Annotated in this window: 12 protein-coding genes; 3 read left to right on the top strand and 9 right to left on the bottom strand. The window is 57.1% G+C overall.

What is annotated here, in order from left to right:
- Position 1 precedes the first annotated feature (1 nt).
- From ACR0JR_RS12120 to ACR0JR_RS12105, 4 genes are read right to left on the bottom strand one after another with little or no spacing between them, the layout of a single operon-like run.
- Positions 2-1,165, bottom strand: coding sequence for a M20 aminoacylase family protein (locus ACR0JR_RS12120; protein ID WP_480456356.1), 1,164 nt, complete (start codon positions 1,163-1,165; stop codon positions 2-4).
- Between the two features lie 14 nt (positions 1,166-1,179).
- Positions 1,180-2,346: a M20 aminoacylase family protein gene (locus ACR0JR_RS12115; RefSeq protein ID WP_480456354.1), complete on the bottom strand. Its 1,167-nt coding sequence runs from the start codon at positions 2,344-2,346 to the stop codon at positions 1,180-1,182.
- A 20-nt stretch (positions 2,347-2,366) separates the two neighbouring features.
- Positions 2,367-3,533, bottom strand: a complete 1,167-nt coding sequence (gene argE, locus ACR0JR_RS12110; protein ID WP_480456353.1) for an acetylornithine deacetylase — start codon at positions 3,531-3,533, stop codon at positions 2,367-2,369.
- A 5-nt stretch (positions 3,534-3,538) separates the two neighbouring features.
- On the bottom strand, positions 3,539-5,359 hold the full coding sequence (locus ACR0JR_RS12105; protein ID WP_319546594.1) for an ABC transporter ATP-binding protein: 1,821 nt from the start codon (positions 5,357-5,359) through the stop codon (positions 3,539-3,541).
- A 285-nt stretch (positions 5,360-5,644) separates the two neighbouring features.
- Between ACR0JR_RS12105 and ACR0JR_RS12100 the strand changes: the two genes are divergently transcribed.
- From ACR0JR_RS12100 to ACR0JR_RS12090, 3 genes are all read left to right on the top strand, one after another.
- Positions 5,645-7,351, top strand: coding sequence for a peptide ABC transporter substrate-binding protein (locus ACR0JR_RS12100; RefSeq protein ID WP_010442802.1), 1,707 nt, complete (start codon positions 5,645-5,647; stop codon positions 7,349-7,351).
- 94 nt (positions 7,352-7,445) lie between these two features.
- On the top strand, positions 7,446-8,453 hold the full coding sequence (locus ACR0JR_RS12095; RefSeq protein ID WP_480456350.1) for an ABC transporter permease: 1,008 nt from the start codon (positions 7,446-7,448) through the stop codon (positions 8,451-8,453).
- Positions 8,446-9,426: an ABC transporter permease gene (locus ACR0JR_RS12090; protein ID WP_480456348.1), complete on the top strand. Its 981-nt coding sequence runs from the start codon at positions 8,446-8,448 to the stop codon at positions 9,424-9,426. The genes ACR0JR_RS12095 and ACR0JR_RS12090 overlap by 8 nt, the downstream gene beginning before the upstream one ends.
- A 6-nt stretch (positions 9,427-9,432) precedes the next feature.
- Here ACR0JR_RS12090 and ACR0JR_RS12085 read toward each other — a convergent pair whose 3' ends face one another.
- From ACR0JR_RS12085 to ACR0JR_RS12065, 5 genes are all read right to left on the bottom strand, one after another.
- Positions 9,433-10,569, bottom strand: coding sequence for an MFS transporter (locus tag ACR0JR_RS12085; protein WP_480456346.1), 1,137 nt, complete (start codon positions 10,567-10,569; stop codon positions 9,433-9,435).
- Between the two features lie 69 nt (positions 10,570-10,638).
- Positions 10,639-11,916 carry a DUF3422 family protein gene (locus ACR0JR_RS12080; RefSeq protein ID WP_480456344.1) on the bottom strand — a complete coding sequence of 426 codons (1,278 nt, stop codon included), beginning with the start codon at positions 11,914-11,916 and terminating at the stop codon, positions 10,639-10,641.
- Positions 11,917-12,022: 106 nt separating this feature from the next.
- A complete protein-coding gene (locus ACR0JR_RS12075; RefSeq protein ID WP_170780611.1) occupies positions 12,023-12,379 on the bottom strand; it encodes a VOC family protein in 357 nt (118 codons plus the stop codon).
- A 160-nt stretch (positions 12,380-12,539) separates the two neighbouring features.
- A complete protein-coding gene (locus ACR0JR_RS12070; protein WP_170476605.1) occupies positions 12,540-13,994 on the bottom strand; it encodes an NAD(P)(+) transhydrogenase (Re/Si-specific) subunit beta in 1,455 nt (484 codons plus the stop codon).
- 13 nt (positions 13,995-14,007) lie between these two features.
- Complete coding sequence (locus ACR0JR_RS12065; protein ID WP_480456342.1) at positions 14,008-15,579, bottom strand: Re/Si-specific NAD(P)(+) transhydrogenase subunit alpha; 1,572 nt, start codon at positions 15,577-15,579, stop codon at positions 14,008-14,010.
- Positions 15,580-15,602: the final 23 nt, after the last annotated feature.

The raw sequence follows: 15,602 nt of genomic DNA, 5'->3' as shown, positions 1-15,602 counted from the left end.
CTCAAGCCGCCGGCATCCGGCGCTCGACCATTTCGGCAAACCATGAGCATCCCATCGGGATGATCTCATCGTTGAAATTGTATTCGGGGTGGTGCAGCCCGGCGCTGTCGCCATTGCCCAACACGATGAAGGCCCCGGGGCGTTCTTCCAGCATGAACGAGAAATCCTCGCCCCCCATTACCATCGGTGCTTCGCCGCAACTTCCGCCCACCGAAATTGCGGCCTCGGCGGCATAACCCGTCTGTTCCTCGGCGTTGATCGTTACCGGAACACCGCGCGTGTAGGTCACTTTGACAGTGCCACCGAAGGTGTCGGCAATACCCTGAGCGACCTCGGTCAGCCGCGTCTCGATCAGGTCACGCATTTCGTTCGAATGCGTCCGCACCGTACCGCGCACCTGCGCCGATTGCGGGATCACGTTGAAGGCCTTGGATGAGGTCTCGACCGAGGTCACAGACAGAACCGCTTGCAAGATCGGGTCGGCATTCCGCGATACGATGGTCTGAAGCGCGACGATCAGCTGCGACAGCATCACCGTAGTATCAATGGTTTCATGAGGTTTAGCCGCGTGGCCGCCCCGGCCTTCTAGATGAATGTCGAACTCATCCGCTGCTGCCAGCAGCGGGCCGGATCGGATGGCGAACTGGCCCGTCGGCACACCCGGTACATTGTGCATGGCATAGACTTCCTGAATGCCGAAACGGTCCATCAGACCATCCTTGCACATCGCCTCAGCCCCGTTTCCGCCCTCTTCGGCGGGTTGGAAAATCACGATTGACGTACCGTCGAAATTGCGCGTCTCGGACAAGTATTTCGCCGCCCCCAGAACCATCGCGGTATGGCCATCATGCCCACAGGCATGCATGGCGCCATCAGTCTTCGACGCATAGTCGAGACCAGTCTGCTCTTGCATTGGCAGCGCATCCATATCGGCGCGCAGCCCGATCACGCGGCCCTGTGTGTCGGTTTTACCTTTGATCACGCCAACAACACCGGTCCGGCCAATGCCGGTCAAGACCTCATCGCAACCGAACTCCTTCAGCTTTTCGGCCACCAAGGCGCTGGTGCGGTGGGTGTCATAGAGGATCTCGGGATGTTGATGGATATCCCGCCGCCAACCGGTGATTTCTTCGTGCATTTCGGCAAGTCGGTTCTTGATTGGCATCTGATCCTCCCAAATCAGGCGACGGGCATTCGTCGTTCCACCAGTTCTGCAAACCAACTGCAGCCGGCGGGTATGGCGTCGTCGTCAAAATTGTATTCTGGGTGATGGCACATGGCCGTGTCCCCATTCCCGATAAAGATGTAGGCTCCGGGCCGTTCTTCAAGCATGTAAGCGAAATCTTCTGATGGCATGATCGGATCGGTACTGTCGTTGACCTTACCTGAGACCGCCTCTGCGGCTTCCGCAGCAAAAACCGTTTCAGCCTCGGAGTTCACGGTCACCGGATACCCAGGTGTCCATGTTATTCTCGCGGTTGCCCCAAAGGCCGAGGCGGTGTCTTCCGCGATCCGTCGCACGCGCTCTTCCGCGATCTTGCGATATTCGGGATCAAGCGTGCGAACCGTGCCTTGCAGACGTACCGTATGGGCGATCACATTCGAAGCAGCGCTGTCGGTTTCAAATGTTCCGACGGTCAGCACGACACGTTTGATCGGATCGACCGTACGCGACACAACCGATTGCAGTGCAACGACAATATGCGATGCAACCAGCGTCGTGTCCACCGCATCATGCGGGGCAGCGGCATGGCCGCCTTTGCCCGTCACAACGATTTCGAACTCGTCTGATGAGGCCAGCAATGCGCCTGGGCGGATGGCGAATTCCCCAACCGGCATCCCAGGCATATTGTGCATTCCATAGACTTCTTGAATGCCCCAACGGTCCATCAGTCCGTCCTGGCACATCGCCAGACCACCTGCCCCGCCTTCCTCGGCAGGTTGAAAGATCAGAACCACGGTGCCATCGAAATTCCGCGTCTCAGCGAGATATTGCGCCGCCCCCAGCAGCATCGAGGTATGCCCGTCATGGCCGCATGCATGCATCTTGCCCGTAACGGTCGAGGCATAATCAAGCCCGGTCGCCTCTTCGATCGGCAGAGCATCCATATCGGCACGCAGTCCGATAACCCGACCCTTCGTATCTTCGCGCCCTTTGATCACCGCGACAACACCAGTTTTGCCGATGCCGGGCGTGATGTCATCGACTCCGATCTCGCGTAGACGATCAACGACAAAACCCGCCGTTTCTTCGACATCGTACAACAACTCTGGGTGCATATGCAGATGGCGGCGCCACTTGGTGATTTCACCATGCATTTCGGCAAGCCGATTCTTGACGGGCATCTTAGATCTCCCTTCAGGTGTTATTTGCAGAGACGCTGGACCAGACGCTCCATGAATTTGTGACCCGCATTGAACTGAGAAACTTCTATGAATTCATTTGGTTGATGCGCTTGCGCTATATCGCCGGGGCCGCAAATTACCGCCGAGTACCCGGCCTCTTGGAATTGTCCCGCCTCTGTGCCGTAGCTGACGACATGAGTCGCGTTGTCGCCAGTCAGAGAGCGTACAAGTATCTCAGCCTCACCTTCGGTTTCAGGCACCAATGCAGGCACAGCGAAATGATCGGACACGTCTATGCGTGCTTCGGGATGAACGGCCTGAATCTGCACCTCAGCCTGCCGAACCTGATCAAGATAGGCGTCGCGCCATTGTGCAGCTTGTTCGCCGGGCACAACCCGGAAATCCATCATGAACCGGCAATCCTTGGCGGTAATGTTATGCGCGGTGCCACCCTCGATCATGCCAACATGACATGTCGTCCATGGCGGGTCGAATACGGCGGCAATGTCTGATGGTTCCGCCGCCATATTTTCAGCGTTACGCTGATTGGCCCAATCGATCAGCGGTGCGGCCGCCATAATCGCATTAACACCGGTATGCATGATCGAGCTGTGAACTTCGAACCCCACCACATGTGTGTCGTAGCCGAACCCGCCTTTGTGTCCGGTAACGGCCTGCATCGTTGACGGCTCGCCCACGATCACTGCCGAGCCCTTGGGTAAGACCTTCTGCATAGCCTGAATCATCGGCGGCGCACCTGTGCATCCCACTTCTTCATCAAAGCTCAGCGCCAGTTGCAGGGGGCGTTTCACATCAGCGTAGTGCGCCTCAACCAGAGCCCAAATCGCCAGTGCGTCAAAGCCCTTCATATCGCAGGTGCCACGCCCGTAATACTTTCCGTCTTTCTCGGTTACGACAAAAGGATCTGTATCCCAGGGTTGGCCATCGACCGGCACAACATCCGTGTGCCCCGACAGCACGATAGCACCCTCTTCCCAAGGGCCGACATGCGCGAAAATTGCCGCCTTGTGTGGTTGGTCCGGATCCGGCCAGCGATCGGAGTCGATTCCATGGCTTTGCAGATACCCCTCGACCCAATCCACCAGCGGAAGGTTTGTGTCACGGCTGACCGTTGGGAACGAAATCAGCCGGGTCATGATTTCAAGCGGCGTCAGGCGTTCGGCCATGGGAGTCAATATCCGCTGTCAGTCGTCAACACGAAGTGACCGGGCTCGACCTCATTGTACTCCGATGGCTCCGGCTCGTAACCGATTGGATGAATCGGGGACGGAATAGGCTTGAAGTTCAGATCTTTTTCAGACTTGCGCTTGTTCGGGTCCGCAATCGGAACCGCTTTCATCAAGGCTTGCGTATATGCATGCTGCGGGTTTTCGAAAACACGGGCACGCGGACCCAGTTCGACAATACGCCCCAGATACATCACACCGACATGGTGACTGACCCGCTCGACCACTGCCATATCGTGGCTGATAAACAGATAGCTGAGGCTAAGTTCGGATTGCAGCTCCATCATCAGATTCAGCACCTGCGCCTGAACCGAGACGTCCAGCGCCGATACAGCCTCATCCGCGATGATCAATTTGGGGTTAAGCGCCAAGGCGCGTGCAATTGCGATCCGTTGACGCTGACCACCGGACATCTCATGCGGGAAGCGGCGCATGAAACTTCGCGGCAATTGCACCTTGTCGAACAATTGCGCCACGCGATCCTGCAATTCGGATCCAGACGCAACGCCGTAGTTGCGCATAGGCTCGGCCACCTGATCGACCAACTGCATCTGCGGATTGAGCGAGGCGAACGGGTCCTGAAAGATCATCTGCATGTCCAGCCGCGCTTTGCGCAGCCCTGCCTGATCCAGCTTCATGATGTCGACCCCGTCCAGATCAACCTCACCCGCCATCGGTTCGACCAGCCGCAGGATCGAGCGCCCTGCCGACGACTTGCCGCAACCTGATTCACCCACAAGGCTGAGGGTCTGCCCCCGGTTCAGCGTGAACGAGACATCTTCGACCGCATGCACGTTCGAGATGGTCCGGCGCAGCAATCCGCCTTTCACCGCAAAGCGCGTGGTTAGGTTCTTGACCGTCAGCAGAACCTCGTTGGTGCCCGGGATCGGCGCGATGGTCTGGCCTTCCTCACCCAGCAGTTTCATTGGCTCAGGTGCGGCTTTGCCTTGCATCTCACCCAGTTTCGGAACCGCTGCCAACAGTGCCTTGGTGTAGTCGTGCTGCGGGTTCTCGAAGATTTCTTTGACCGTACCCTCTTCGACTTTGTTACCCCTGAACATGACCACAACACGATCCGCCATCTGTGCAACCACAGCCATATCGTGGGTGATGAACATGACCGCTGTGCCGGTTTCACGCTTGAGGCGATCCATCAACGCCAGGATTTCGGCCTGAATGGTCACGTCCAGTGCTGTTGTGGGCTCATCCGCGATCAGCAGGCGCGGCTCACATGCCATCGCCATGGCGATTACCACGCGTTGGCGCATACCGCCGGACAGTTCATGCGGATATTGTTTCAGGCGCCGCTCGGGTTCGGGGATTCTCACCTGCCGCAGCAGCTCCAGCGCGCGGTCCTCGGCCTGCGCTTTGGTCATGTCCTTGTGGATTCGCAATCCTTCAGTCAATTGCCGTCCAACGGTGAACACCGGGTTCAAGGCCGTCATCGGCTCCTGAAAGATCATTCCGATCTCGTTTCCGCGAATCTGTTTCATCAGATCCTGATCTGCACCGGCCAAATTCATCTCTTCGCCATCGCGGCGGTCGAACAGCAATTGCCCGCCCGCAATTTCGCCACCGCCGAACTCGACCAGGCGCATCAACGACAAGGATGAGACCGACTTGCCCGACCCCGATTCGCCTACGATACAGACGGTTTCGCCCGGATTGACCTCGAACGAGACATCCTCGACCCCGACCACCGGGCCATCTTTTGTTTGGAATTCGACCCGTAGTTTTTTAATCTGGGCAATTGGCTGATCCAGCACGCGCGCTCTCCCCTTGGCGGCTTTTCGGATTGAGTGCCAAACGCTAAGGCCGAGGGATGTGAAAAGTCAAACCGATTGGTCAAAATTCGCACGGCAAGGCTTGCAATTTTCCAAAACTCTGTTTCGATACGCCGCGTAACCGTTCTGGGGAGAGGACGGAAAACACGTGGGCGAAACTATCGTTTTCGTTTGTTTCCATACTCTTACCCCCTTTGACGGCAACGCCAAATCCGCGGGCATCGCGGAGATAATCGAGACACGTACGTGTCCAACATGGAGTGTATGATGAAAATCAAAACCCTTTTGCTTGGTGCGATTGCAAGCACGGCAATGGCCCCGATGGCCATGGCCGAGCGTGGATCGGACGGCAATGTCAGCATCATTTACTGGCAAGCACCGTCAATCCTGAACCCGTTCCTTTCGGGCGGCACCAAGGATGTGGAATCAGCTTCGTTGGTGATTGAGCCCCTGGCCCGGTACAATCAAGACGGCGAAATGGTTCCGTTCCTGGCATCCGAGATCCCAACGGTTGCAAATGGTGGTGTCAGCGAAGACCTGACCTCAATCACCTGGAAAATCGCACCGGGAATCACTTGGTCAGACGGCACACCGTTCACCTCAGCTGACGTTGTGTTTACCGCAAACTATTGCATGGACCCAGAAGGCGGTTGTGCGCAGGTGACCAAATTTGAAGGCGTCACCAATGTTGAGGCTGTCGATGATCTGACTGTCAAAGTCACATTTGATGCGCCGACTCCGTTCCCCTATGGCCCGTTCGTGGGTGGCGAGAGCCCGATCATCCAGGCGGCCCAGTTCGCGGATTGCATGGGGGCCAAAGCACCCGAATGCACCGAGCAGAACTTTAACCCGATCGGCACCGGCCCATTTGTTGTCACCGAATTCAAGCCCAATGACGTGATCACCTTCAAGGCTAACGACAACTATCGCGACCCGGCGAAACCAGCCTTTGCAACCGTGACCTTCAAAGGCGGCGGCGACGCGACAGCAGCTGGCCGTGCGGTGATGGAAACCGGCGAGTTTGACTATGCCTGGAACCTGCAGCTGGCACCTGAAGTCATCGCGCAGATGCAGGAAGGCGGCAAAGGTACTCCGGTTGCAGGCTTTGGTCCGTTGGTTGAACGCATCATGCTGAACCAGACCAACCCGTCGCCAGATCTGCCGGAAGGCGAGCGTTCAACTGCAACGCATCCGCATCCGTTCCTGCAGGATCCGGCTGTATATAAGGCGATGTCGCTGGCCATCGACCGGCCACTGCTGGTTGAAATCGGATACGGTCAGGCCGGTAAGGTCACCTGTAACTGGGTTCCCGCACCTGCAGCGGTGAATTCCGACACCTTCAGCTGCGACACGCAGGACATAGAAGGCGCGAAAAAGCTGCTGGATGATGCGGGCATCGTCGATTCCGATGGCGACGGCGTTCGTGAAAAAGACGGTGTGCCACTGAAAGTGGTCTATCAGACCTCGACCAACGCCGTCCGTCAGGACTTCCAAGCGCTGATCAAGGAGTGGTGGAGCCAGATCGGCATCGAAACCGAGCTGCGTAATATCAACGCATCTGTCTTCTTCGGCGGTGATCCGGGCTCGCCCGATACCTTCCAGAAGTTCTACGCAGACGTTGAGATGTATGCGAACACCTTCAATGGCACCGATCCGCAGTCCTATCTGGGCAACGGCCTGTGCGATAAGGCACCCAAGCCGGAAAGCCAGTGGCAGGGTGAAAACATCAGCCGTTTCTGCAACGCGGATTATGACAAGCTGCACGCACAGCTGGCCGAAACCGCTGGTGCGGATGAGCGCGCGCAGATCGCGCGTCAGTTGAATGACATCATGGTCGAAAACGGCGGTATGATCCCGCTGGTTCACCGCGGTCGTCTGTCAGCGCACGCAAACACTCTGGGTGGTGTTGTCCTGAATGTTTGGGACAGCGAGCTGTGGAACATTGCGGACTGGTACCGCAAGACAGGTTCCTAAGCGTTAGCCTTGCAAAACCGCGCCCCGATCACTTTCGGGGCGCGGTCATTTGCAGACCACTCCAACAAGAAGACGCATATAAAGGCGCCTCTTAATGCTTAACTTTACCATTCGACGACTGGTGCTGGCGATTCCGACGCTTCTGTTCATCAGCCTCGTCATCTTCCTGCTTCTCGAACTCGCACCTGGCGACCCGATGGCGCAGGTCCCGCTCACCGTCCCCCCCGAAGTCAAAGAGAAGATGCGCGAGGCACTTGGCCTCGGTCAGCCGATGCATATCCGGTTCTGGAAATGGATCGTGCAATTCTTCTGGATTGAACCGCAGGTGCTAATCGATGCGATGTTTGGCACGACCTTTTCCGAAGGTGATCTGCGTGTGATTTCGTGGCAGACGCGTTCGCCCGTTATGGACATCGTCGTTCAGCGTATCCCGCAGACCCTGTGGGTTGTTGGCACCGCCTATGTGGTCGCCATCCTGATCGCCCTGCCCATCGGCATCTATTCCGCGTACCGCCAGTATTCCTGGTTCGACCAAATGGGCACATTCGTGTCGATGGTCGGCTTCTCGGTCCCGCCCTTCTTCTCGGGCGTGCTGGTGATCGTGATCTTCTCGGTTCAGCTCGGCTGGTTTCCGTCGATTTACGATACCACCCTGGTGGTGAACAGTTGGGACAGTTTCATGTTGCAACTGAAACAGATGATCATGCCGGTCATGGTTTTGGCGTTGCAGATCACCGCACAACTCAGCCGGTTCATGCGCGCTTCGATGCTGGACAATCTCAATCAGGATTACGTCCGTACCGCGCGTGCCAAGGGCCTCAGCGAGTACACCGTGGTCATGGTCCATGTCCTGCGCAACTCGATGATCCCCGTGGTCACGGTGATTGCACTGGGTATCCCGGCCATCTTCGGCGGCGCCATCATCACCGAGCAGGTGTTCAAGGTGAACGGTATCGGCCAATTGCTGATCGGGGCCATCCAGGCCAATGATCTGCCGATGGTGCAGACGCTAACCTTCATCTTTGCGGTGCTAATCGTGCTGTTCAACCTGATCGCCGATGTGCTCTACGGCATTCTGGACCCGAGGATTCGCTATGACTGATCATGATCGTACCGATACGCTGGTCCCGGACGAAGGACTTGCGCCCGCCTCGACCGCTCTGCCAACCACTGACGTCATGGAAGAGCTGGCTACACCACCCCGCAGCCAGTGGCGCGATGTCTGGGACCAGTTCAAAACCCACAAAGGCGCGATGATTGGAGCGATTCTGTTCATCTTCATCGTAGCCGGTGTTTATTTGGGTCCTTACTTGTGGAGCATTGATCCCACTCAGATCGACATCCGTTCGCGCAATCAAGGCCCCAGTTGGGCGCACCCCTTTGGAACCGACCAGTTGGGTCGCGATATTCTGGCGCGCATGATGTCGGGTGGGCAGACCTCGGTTTCAGTGGGCATCACTGCGATGCTTCTGGCTCTGTTCCTTGGGTCATTGATCGGAGTTGTTGCCGGGTTCTTCAAACGCCTTGATGGGCCGCTGATGCGCCTGACCGATTTGTTCCTGGCCCTGCCTCTGTTGCCCTTGTTGTTGGTGATGATGCTGCTGTTCCGCGAGCCTTTGTCCGCTGCATTCGGACTGGAACGCGGGATCTTCATCCTGATCGTCTGTGCCATCGGTATCACCTCATGGATGCCCACCGCCCGGATCGTGCGCGGTGACGTGCTGGCAATCAAGGAACGTGAGTTCGTTCTTGCTGCCCGGTCCATCGGCACCAGCAACACGCAGATCATTACTCGGCATATTCTGCCGAACGTGTTGTCTCCAATCATGGTGTCTGCAACCTTGGGTATCGCGACGGCGATCATCACAGAAAGCGCTCTGTCCTTCCTCGGCCTCGGCTTCCCGCCGGACTTCCCGACATGGGGTCGCCTGCTTTTCGACGGCGTCGACTATTTGCAGCAATACCCCGAGCGCGTGTTCTGGCCCGGACTTGCAATCTCGCTGACCGTGTTGAGCGTGAACTATCTGGGCGACGGGCTACGCGACGCGCTTGATCCGCGTATTCGCGGACGCTAAGCAACTTCAGTCGGCGCGCTTCAGCGCGCCGGCTAGCACAATGATCAGGACGGCCAGCGGCAACAGAACCGCAAACGCCAATCTCAAGGTCATCAATTCCGCCAAGAAACCGATCAGAGGCGGCCCGATCAACAATCCTCCGTACCCCAAAGTCGCGACACTAGCGATCGCCTGACCCGGTGGGACACGCCGATCATTTGCGGCACGACTAAACGCCAAAGGCATGATCACAGCATAGCCGAGCCCCATCAGGGCAAACCCTGCCAGAGCGAGCCCTGCCTCACTGGCTGATACCACGGTATAGACCCCCAGTGCAGCGCAGATGCCGCCAAAACGTGCCGTTGCCACGGGTCCAAATCGGGAAATTACAAAACCGCCCGCCAATCTAAACAACACCATTGTTACCGAGAAAACAGCATAACCTAGAGCTGCAATGCTCTCAGCGGCGCCTATCACGTCGCGCAGGAAGATCGCACTCCAATCTGCCACCGCGCCCTCACCCAAAGCTCCACAGAGTGCCGTAAATCCAACCAGCACCAAAGCACCGGAAGGCAATGCAAAAACCGATCCTTTCTTGGCCTCCGACCGGCGAGACGTCCATTGCACCCAAGACAAAGCCAATGCCAGCCCCACAACGATGCCCCCTGCCAGCAGGAAATGCTGAACCACGCTCAGCCCCATTTGAACCGCAGCATAGCCGCTGAGAGCCCCTAGCCCTGCGCCGAGGCTCCACATTGCATGGAATGATGACATGACTGGTTTGTCATAGGCTTGCTCAACTTCTGCGGCCCAAGCGTTCATGGCTACGTCCATCGAACCGTGAAATGCACCAAATAAGAACAGGAACGCGGCCAGCGCCCAGAACCCATTCGCAAACGCCAGCAGGATCAGCGAGGCAGTATAAAGAACCGCGATAATCCGCGTGATCGCCACAGCCCCGAACCGATCCGTCAGTTTCCCGGTGATAGGAAAAGAACAAACCGCTCCCGCTGCCATAAACAGTAGGCCATACCCTAGTGCCTCGTGGCTTAGTTCCAGCCGGTCGCGTACCGCTGGAATGCGCGAGGCCCAAATGCCAAACAAAGCACCATTTAGGATGAACATGGCGGCGACTGCGCGCCATGCTGCCAATATACCGATCACGGATTACCCTCGAGAATTTTGCCAAATTATGACGGTTCTACAGGTCCTTCGGCATTTGGCAAATACCGTCTATTCCAACCGCTTGCGAATTTGACGTATGGCAAGCCAAACTCCCAGTACAACCGGGACTGTCACCGCTGCTGTCAGCATCCCCTTGCTGATCCCGATCTTCGTCAGTGGATACAGAAAGTAGCTAACAAGCGAGACCGCATAATAGCTGATCGCAACCACTGAAAGCCCTTCGACGGTGTGCTGCAACCGCAACGCCAGATCGGCGCGTCGGTCCATGCTTTCCAGCAAAGCCTGGTTCTGCGCACTACGCTCAACATCCACCCGGGTACGCAACAGCTCACCCGCCCGAATGGCGCGGTCGGATAAGGCTTGCAGGCGACGTTCGGTGGATTTCACTGTTCGGATAGCAGGGTCATACCTGCGCATCATGAAGTCAGCAAAGTTCTGACGACCCTGAAACCGTTCCTCGCGCAGAACCGTTATCCTCTGGTTGACGATCGCCTCATAGGCTCCGGTCGCCCCAAAACGGAACGAAGTGCGCGCGGATATTGTTTCCAACTCGGTCGAAGTCGACAGCAATTGCAGCAACAGATCGTCAGGGGCTGCGGATTCATCGGTCATCTGGACCATCAGATCGGACAGTTTCTTATCAAGTTCACCGATGCGTGGCATCAGGTCTTTGACGCGGGCGAAGCCGAGCATGGACATCGCTTTATAGGTTTCGATTTCGCAAAGACGCTGGAGAATTCGACCTGTTCTGCGTTGACCGGCAAATTTCGAAACAAACAGCGCAAACCGCATGTGACCGGCCGGGTCGATACGAAAATCGCTGGCGCAAATCGCCGAGTCATCCAGAACGCTAGCCACAGCCAGGCTTTCAGGCTCGAACCAGTCCGACAGCGCTTGCGTGACCAGGGCATCCTCTGACCGCTCGACCACACGCATCATGATCGATGTGATCCGCCGTCCCGGGCTAGCCATCAACCAATCGGGCGGGAACACTTCGAAATCCGCGGGATTAAAAGCCCGATCACTGACATTCTGCGCAATGGCCGTGTATGTCACAAACTCGGTATGCTGTTCCCATTTCAGCCAATGGCGCCCGATTTGACCAGCATAATGCGTCGCGCCTGGCTGCGGGTGCTGCGCACCGTGGCGATTCAGCAAGTCGATCAGATGCGCCATATCCAGATTGCGATCCCGGGCCGCTGCGGCATCCGTTTTCTTGATCGCCAGAAATACCACGGTGCAGGGTGCTGAAGCCACCGGAAAGGGTCGCGCATGCAGTTCATTGGCCAGCGCATAGCGCAGCGGATGGTCATCTATCGGAGTCATGGATCATTCCCCAAGGCTTCCGGCACTATACGCAGCCCACGGAATACATCAATTATCTTTTTATTTCATATAGTTACGAGGATACAATGGTATACAACCCGCTATGTCATTGATTTGGCTGCCAGAGCTCGATGGGGTTCCCCTCGGGATCGTGAATACGTGCAAATTTACCAACCTCGCTATCCCAATCAGGATGCGTTTCAACTGTAATTCCGGCAGTCTCTAGCTGTGCAATCATGGCATCCAAATCATCGACACGAAAATTGATCATCCATTGCTGATCAGCCCTGCCGAAATAGTCGGTATCCTGCGCAAACGGCGCAAACACGGTATAGCCTTCACGCTGTTTCCAGGGGACGGGGTCGTAGTGATTAACTCCCAGATGCTCCTCATACCACGCACTCAGAGCCTCCGGATCTTTAGCGCGAAAAAACACGCCACCTATGCCATTCACTTTCTGCATCTGAATCCTCCCAACAATCGCCCAACGTCACTGTAATACCATATCCGCTTGCTTCATCTGGCCCCAAATACTCCAGGGGGTCCAAGGGGGCAAAGCCCCCTCAATCAAAAAAGAAAAGGGCGCCCCAAGGCGCCCTTTGCAATTTGGTCATGTCCCGTGATCAATCGATCATTGGCAACAGCTTGTCCAAGGACGCCTTTGCATCGCCATAGAACATGCGGGTGTTTTCCTTGAAGAACAGCGGGTTTTCGATACCTGAATACCCTGTGCCCTGACCGCGTTTCGACACGAACACCTGCTTCGCTTTCCAGCATTCCAGAACCGGCATCCCGGCGATCGGGCTATTGGGGTCCTCCTGCGCCGCAGGGTTTACAATGTCGTTCGAGCCGATGACGATGGCGACATCCGTATCAGGGAAGTCATCATTGATTTCGTCCATTTCCAGAACAATATCATACGGCACCTTTGCCTCGGCCAGCAGAACGTTCATATGGCCGGGCAGACGACCCGCGACTGGGTGGATCGCAAAGCGCACGTTCTTGCCTTTGGCACGCAGCTTACGGACCAGTTCACTGACCGATTGCTGCGCCTGTGCCACGGCCATGCCGTAACCGGGGATGATGACGATGCTATCGGCGTCGTTCAGTGCCGCAGCCACGCCGTCAGCTTCAATCGCGACCTGCTCGCCTTCAACAGCCATCTGTTCACCCTGCGGGCCGCCAAAGCCGCCCAAGATCACGCTCACAAAGTGACGGTTCATCGCCTTGCACATGATGTAAGACAGGATCGCACCAGACGAGCCCACCAGCGCACCAACCACAATCAGCAGGTCGTTGCCCAGCGAGAAACCAATGGCCGCCGCTGCCCAGCCCGAATACGAGTTCAGCATCGACACAACCACCGGCATGTCGGCACCACCGATGCCCATGATCAGGTGATAGCCGATAAACAGCGCCGCCAGCGTCATCAGGAACAACGGAAAGAAGCCACCGGTCGAGGTGTACCACACCAAGCAGATCAGCGAGAGACCCGCAGCCGCCGCGTTCAGCGCGTGGCCGCCGGGTAGCTTGGTCGCAGCCGAAGTCACCTTCCCGGCCAGCTTGCCATAGGCCACGACTGAGCCAGTAAAGGTGATCGCACCAATAAAGATGCCCAAGAACAGTTCTACGTGCAGGATCGCCAGCTCGGCCGATGTTTTCTTAGCAATCAGCTTGGCAAAGGCGCCCAGATTGGACAGGTCCGCTTCTTTCGCGCTGTCAGCAATAGCCATGACTTGCGCCACGTTGCCAATCTCAAAATGCGCATTGAAACCCACGAACACAGCCGCCAGACCGACCAGCGAGTGCATCGCGGCCACAAGCTGCGGCATCTCGGTCATCTGGACGCGCTGCGCCACGTACTGACCGATCAGACCGCCGCCGACGATCAGCAGTAGCGACAGCAGCCACAGGCCGGAACCCGGGCCAACCAGCGTGGCAAAGACCGCCAGCGCCATACCGACGATGCCGTACCAAACCGCGCGCTTTGCGCTTTCTTGGTTCGACAGACCGCCGAGCGAAAGGATGAACAGAACAGCCGCAACAACGTAGGCGGCAGTAGTGAAGCCAAATTCCATGTGCCCGGCCTCCTTAAGATTTCTGGAACATGGCGAGCATGCGCCGGGTTACGAGGAAGCCGCCGAAGATGTTGATCCCGGCCATGAAGACGCTAAGCGCTGCCAGCAGAATGACCAGGAATGACCCCGATCCGATCTGCATCAAGGCCCCGACGATGATGATCGACGAGATCGCGTTAGTGATCGCCATCAGCGGAGTGTGTAAGCTGTGTGAGACGTTCCAGATCACTTGGAATCCCACGAAGATCGCCAGAACAAAGACAATGAAGTGCTGCATGAAGCTGGCCGGAGCAACCAGCCCGACCAGCAGCATCAGCGCGCCACCGACTCCAAGCAGAGTGAACTGCTGCTTGGTTTGCGCCTTGAAGGCCGCGATTTCCTGCGCTTTTTTCTCTTCAGGGGTCAGTTCTTTGACTTCAGGCTTTTTCTGCGCCGCAATCGCCTGCACCTTGGGCGGTGGCGGAGGGAAGGTGATCTCACCCTCGTGGGTCACGGTCGCGCCGCGGATCACGTCATCTTCCATGTCGTGATTGACTTTGCCGTCCTTCTCGGGAGTCAGGTCGGTCATCATGTGTCGGATGTTGGTCGCATACAGCGAAGAAGACTGCGCTGCCATCCGGCTGGGGAAGTCAGTATAGCCGATGATGGTCACGCCGTTGTCGGTCACGATCTTCTCATCCGGCACGGTGAGCTTACAGTTGCCGCCCTTTTCTGCAGCCAAATCAACGATGACCGAACCCGGCTTCATCGCCTCGACCATGTCCTTGGTCCAAAGCTCGGGTGCTTCGTGGTTTGGGATCAGCGCAGTGGTTATGACGATATCCATTTCCGGAGCAAGCTCGCGGAACTTGGCCAGTTGTGCCTCGCGGAATTCTTCAGACTGGACCGAGGCGTAACCACCGGTCGCCGCTCCGTCTTGCTGTTCTTCCTCGAAGTCCAGATAGACGAACTCGGCCCCCATGGATTCGACCTGCTCGGCCACTTCCGGGCGCACATCAAACGCATAGGTGATCGCACCTAACGAAGTCGACGTCCCGATCGCCGCCAGCCCCGCCACGCCAGCGCCTACGATCAGCACCTTGGCAGGCGGAACTTTACCGGCCGCCGTCACCTGACCGGTAAAGAATCGGCCAAAGTTGTTGCCCGCCTCGATCACCGCGCGGTAACCGGCGATATTGGCCATCGAAGACAGCGCGTCCATCTTCTGCGCGCGCGAAATACGCGGCACCATCTCCATCGCGATGACAGTCGCGCCCTTGGACTTTGCGGCCTCCATTCCCTCTTCGTTGCCGGCAGGGTTGAAGAAAGAAATCAGGGTCTTGTCCTTGTTCAGCCGCTTCAGCTCGGTGGCATCAGGCTGACGAACCTTGGCAATGATATCTGCCGCCTTCCAAAGCGAGGCTGCGGTCTTCATGACCTCAACGCCAGCAGCTTCATAAGCGGCATCCGAAAACCCCGCAGCAGCGCCCGCGCCTTTTTCGATCAGGCATTCAAAACCCAGTTTCTGCAACTGCACGGCCGAGTCCGGAGTCATCGCGACCCGGTTCTCGCCCTTATACGTTTCCTTTGGCGTCCCAATTTTCACCAGTCGGTTCCCCCTAATTTTAG

The sequence above is a fragment of the Ruegeria sp. AA3 genome (assembly GCF_056542905.1).
Note: the sequence above shows the minus strand (reverse complement) of the source record. Positions and strands in the feature narration are given on the sequence as shown.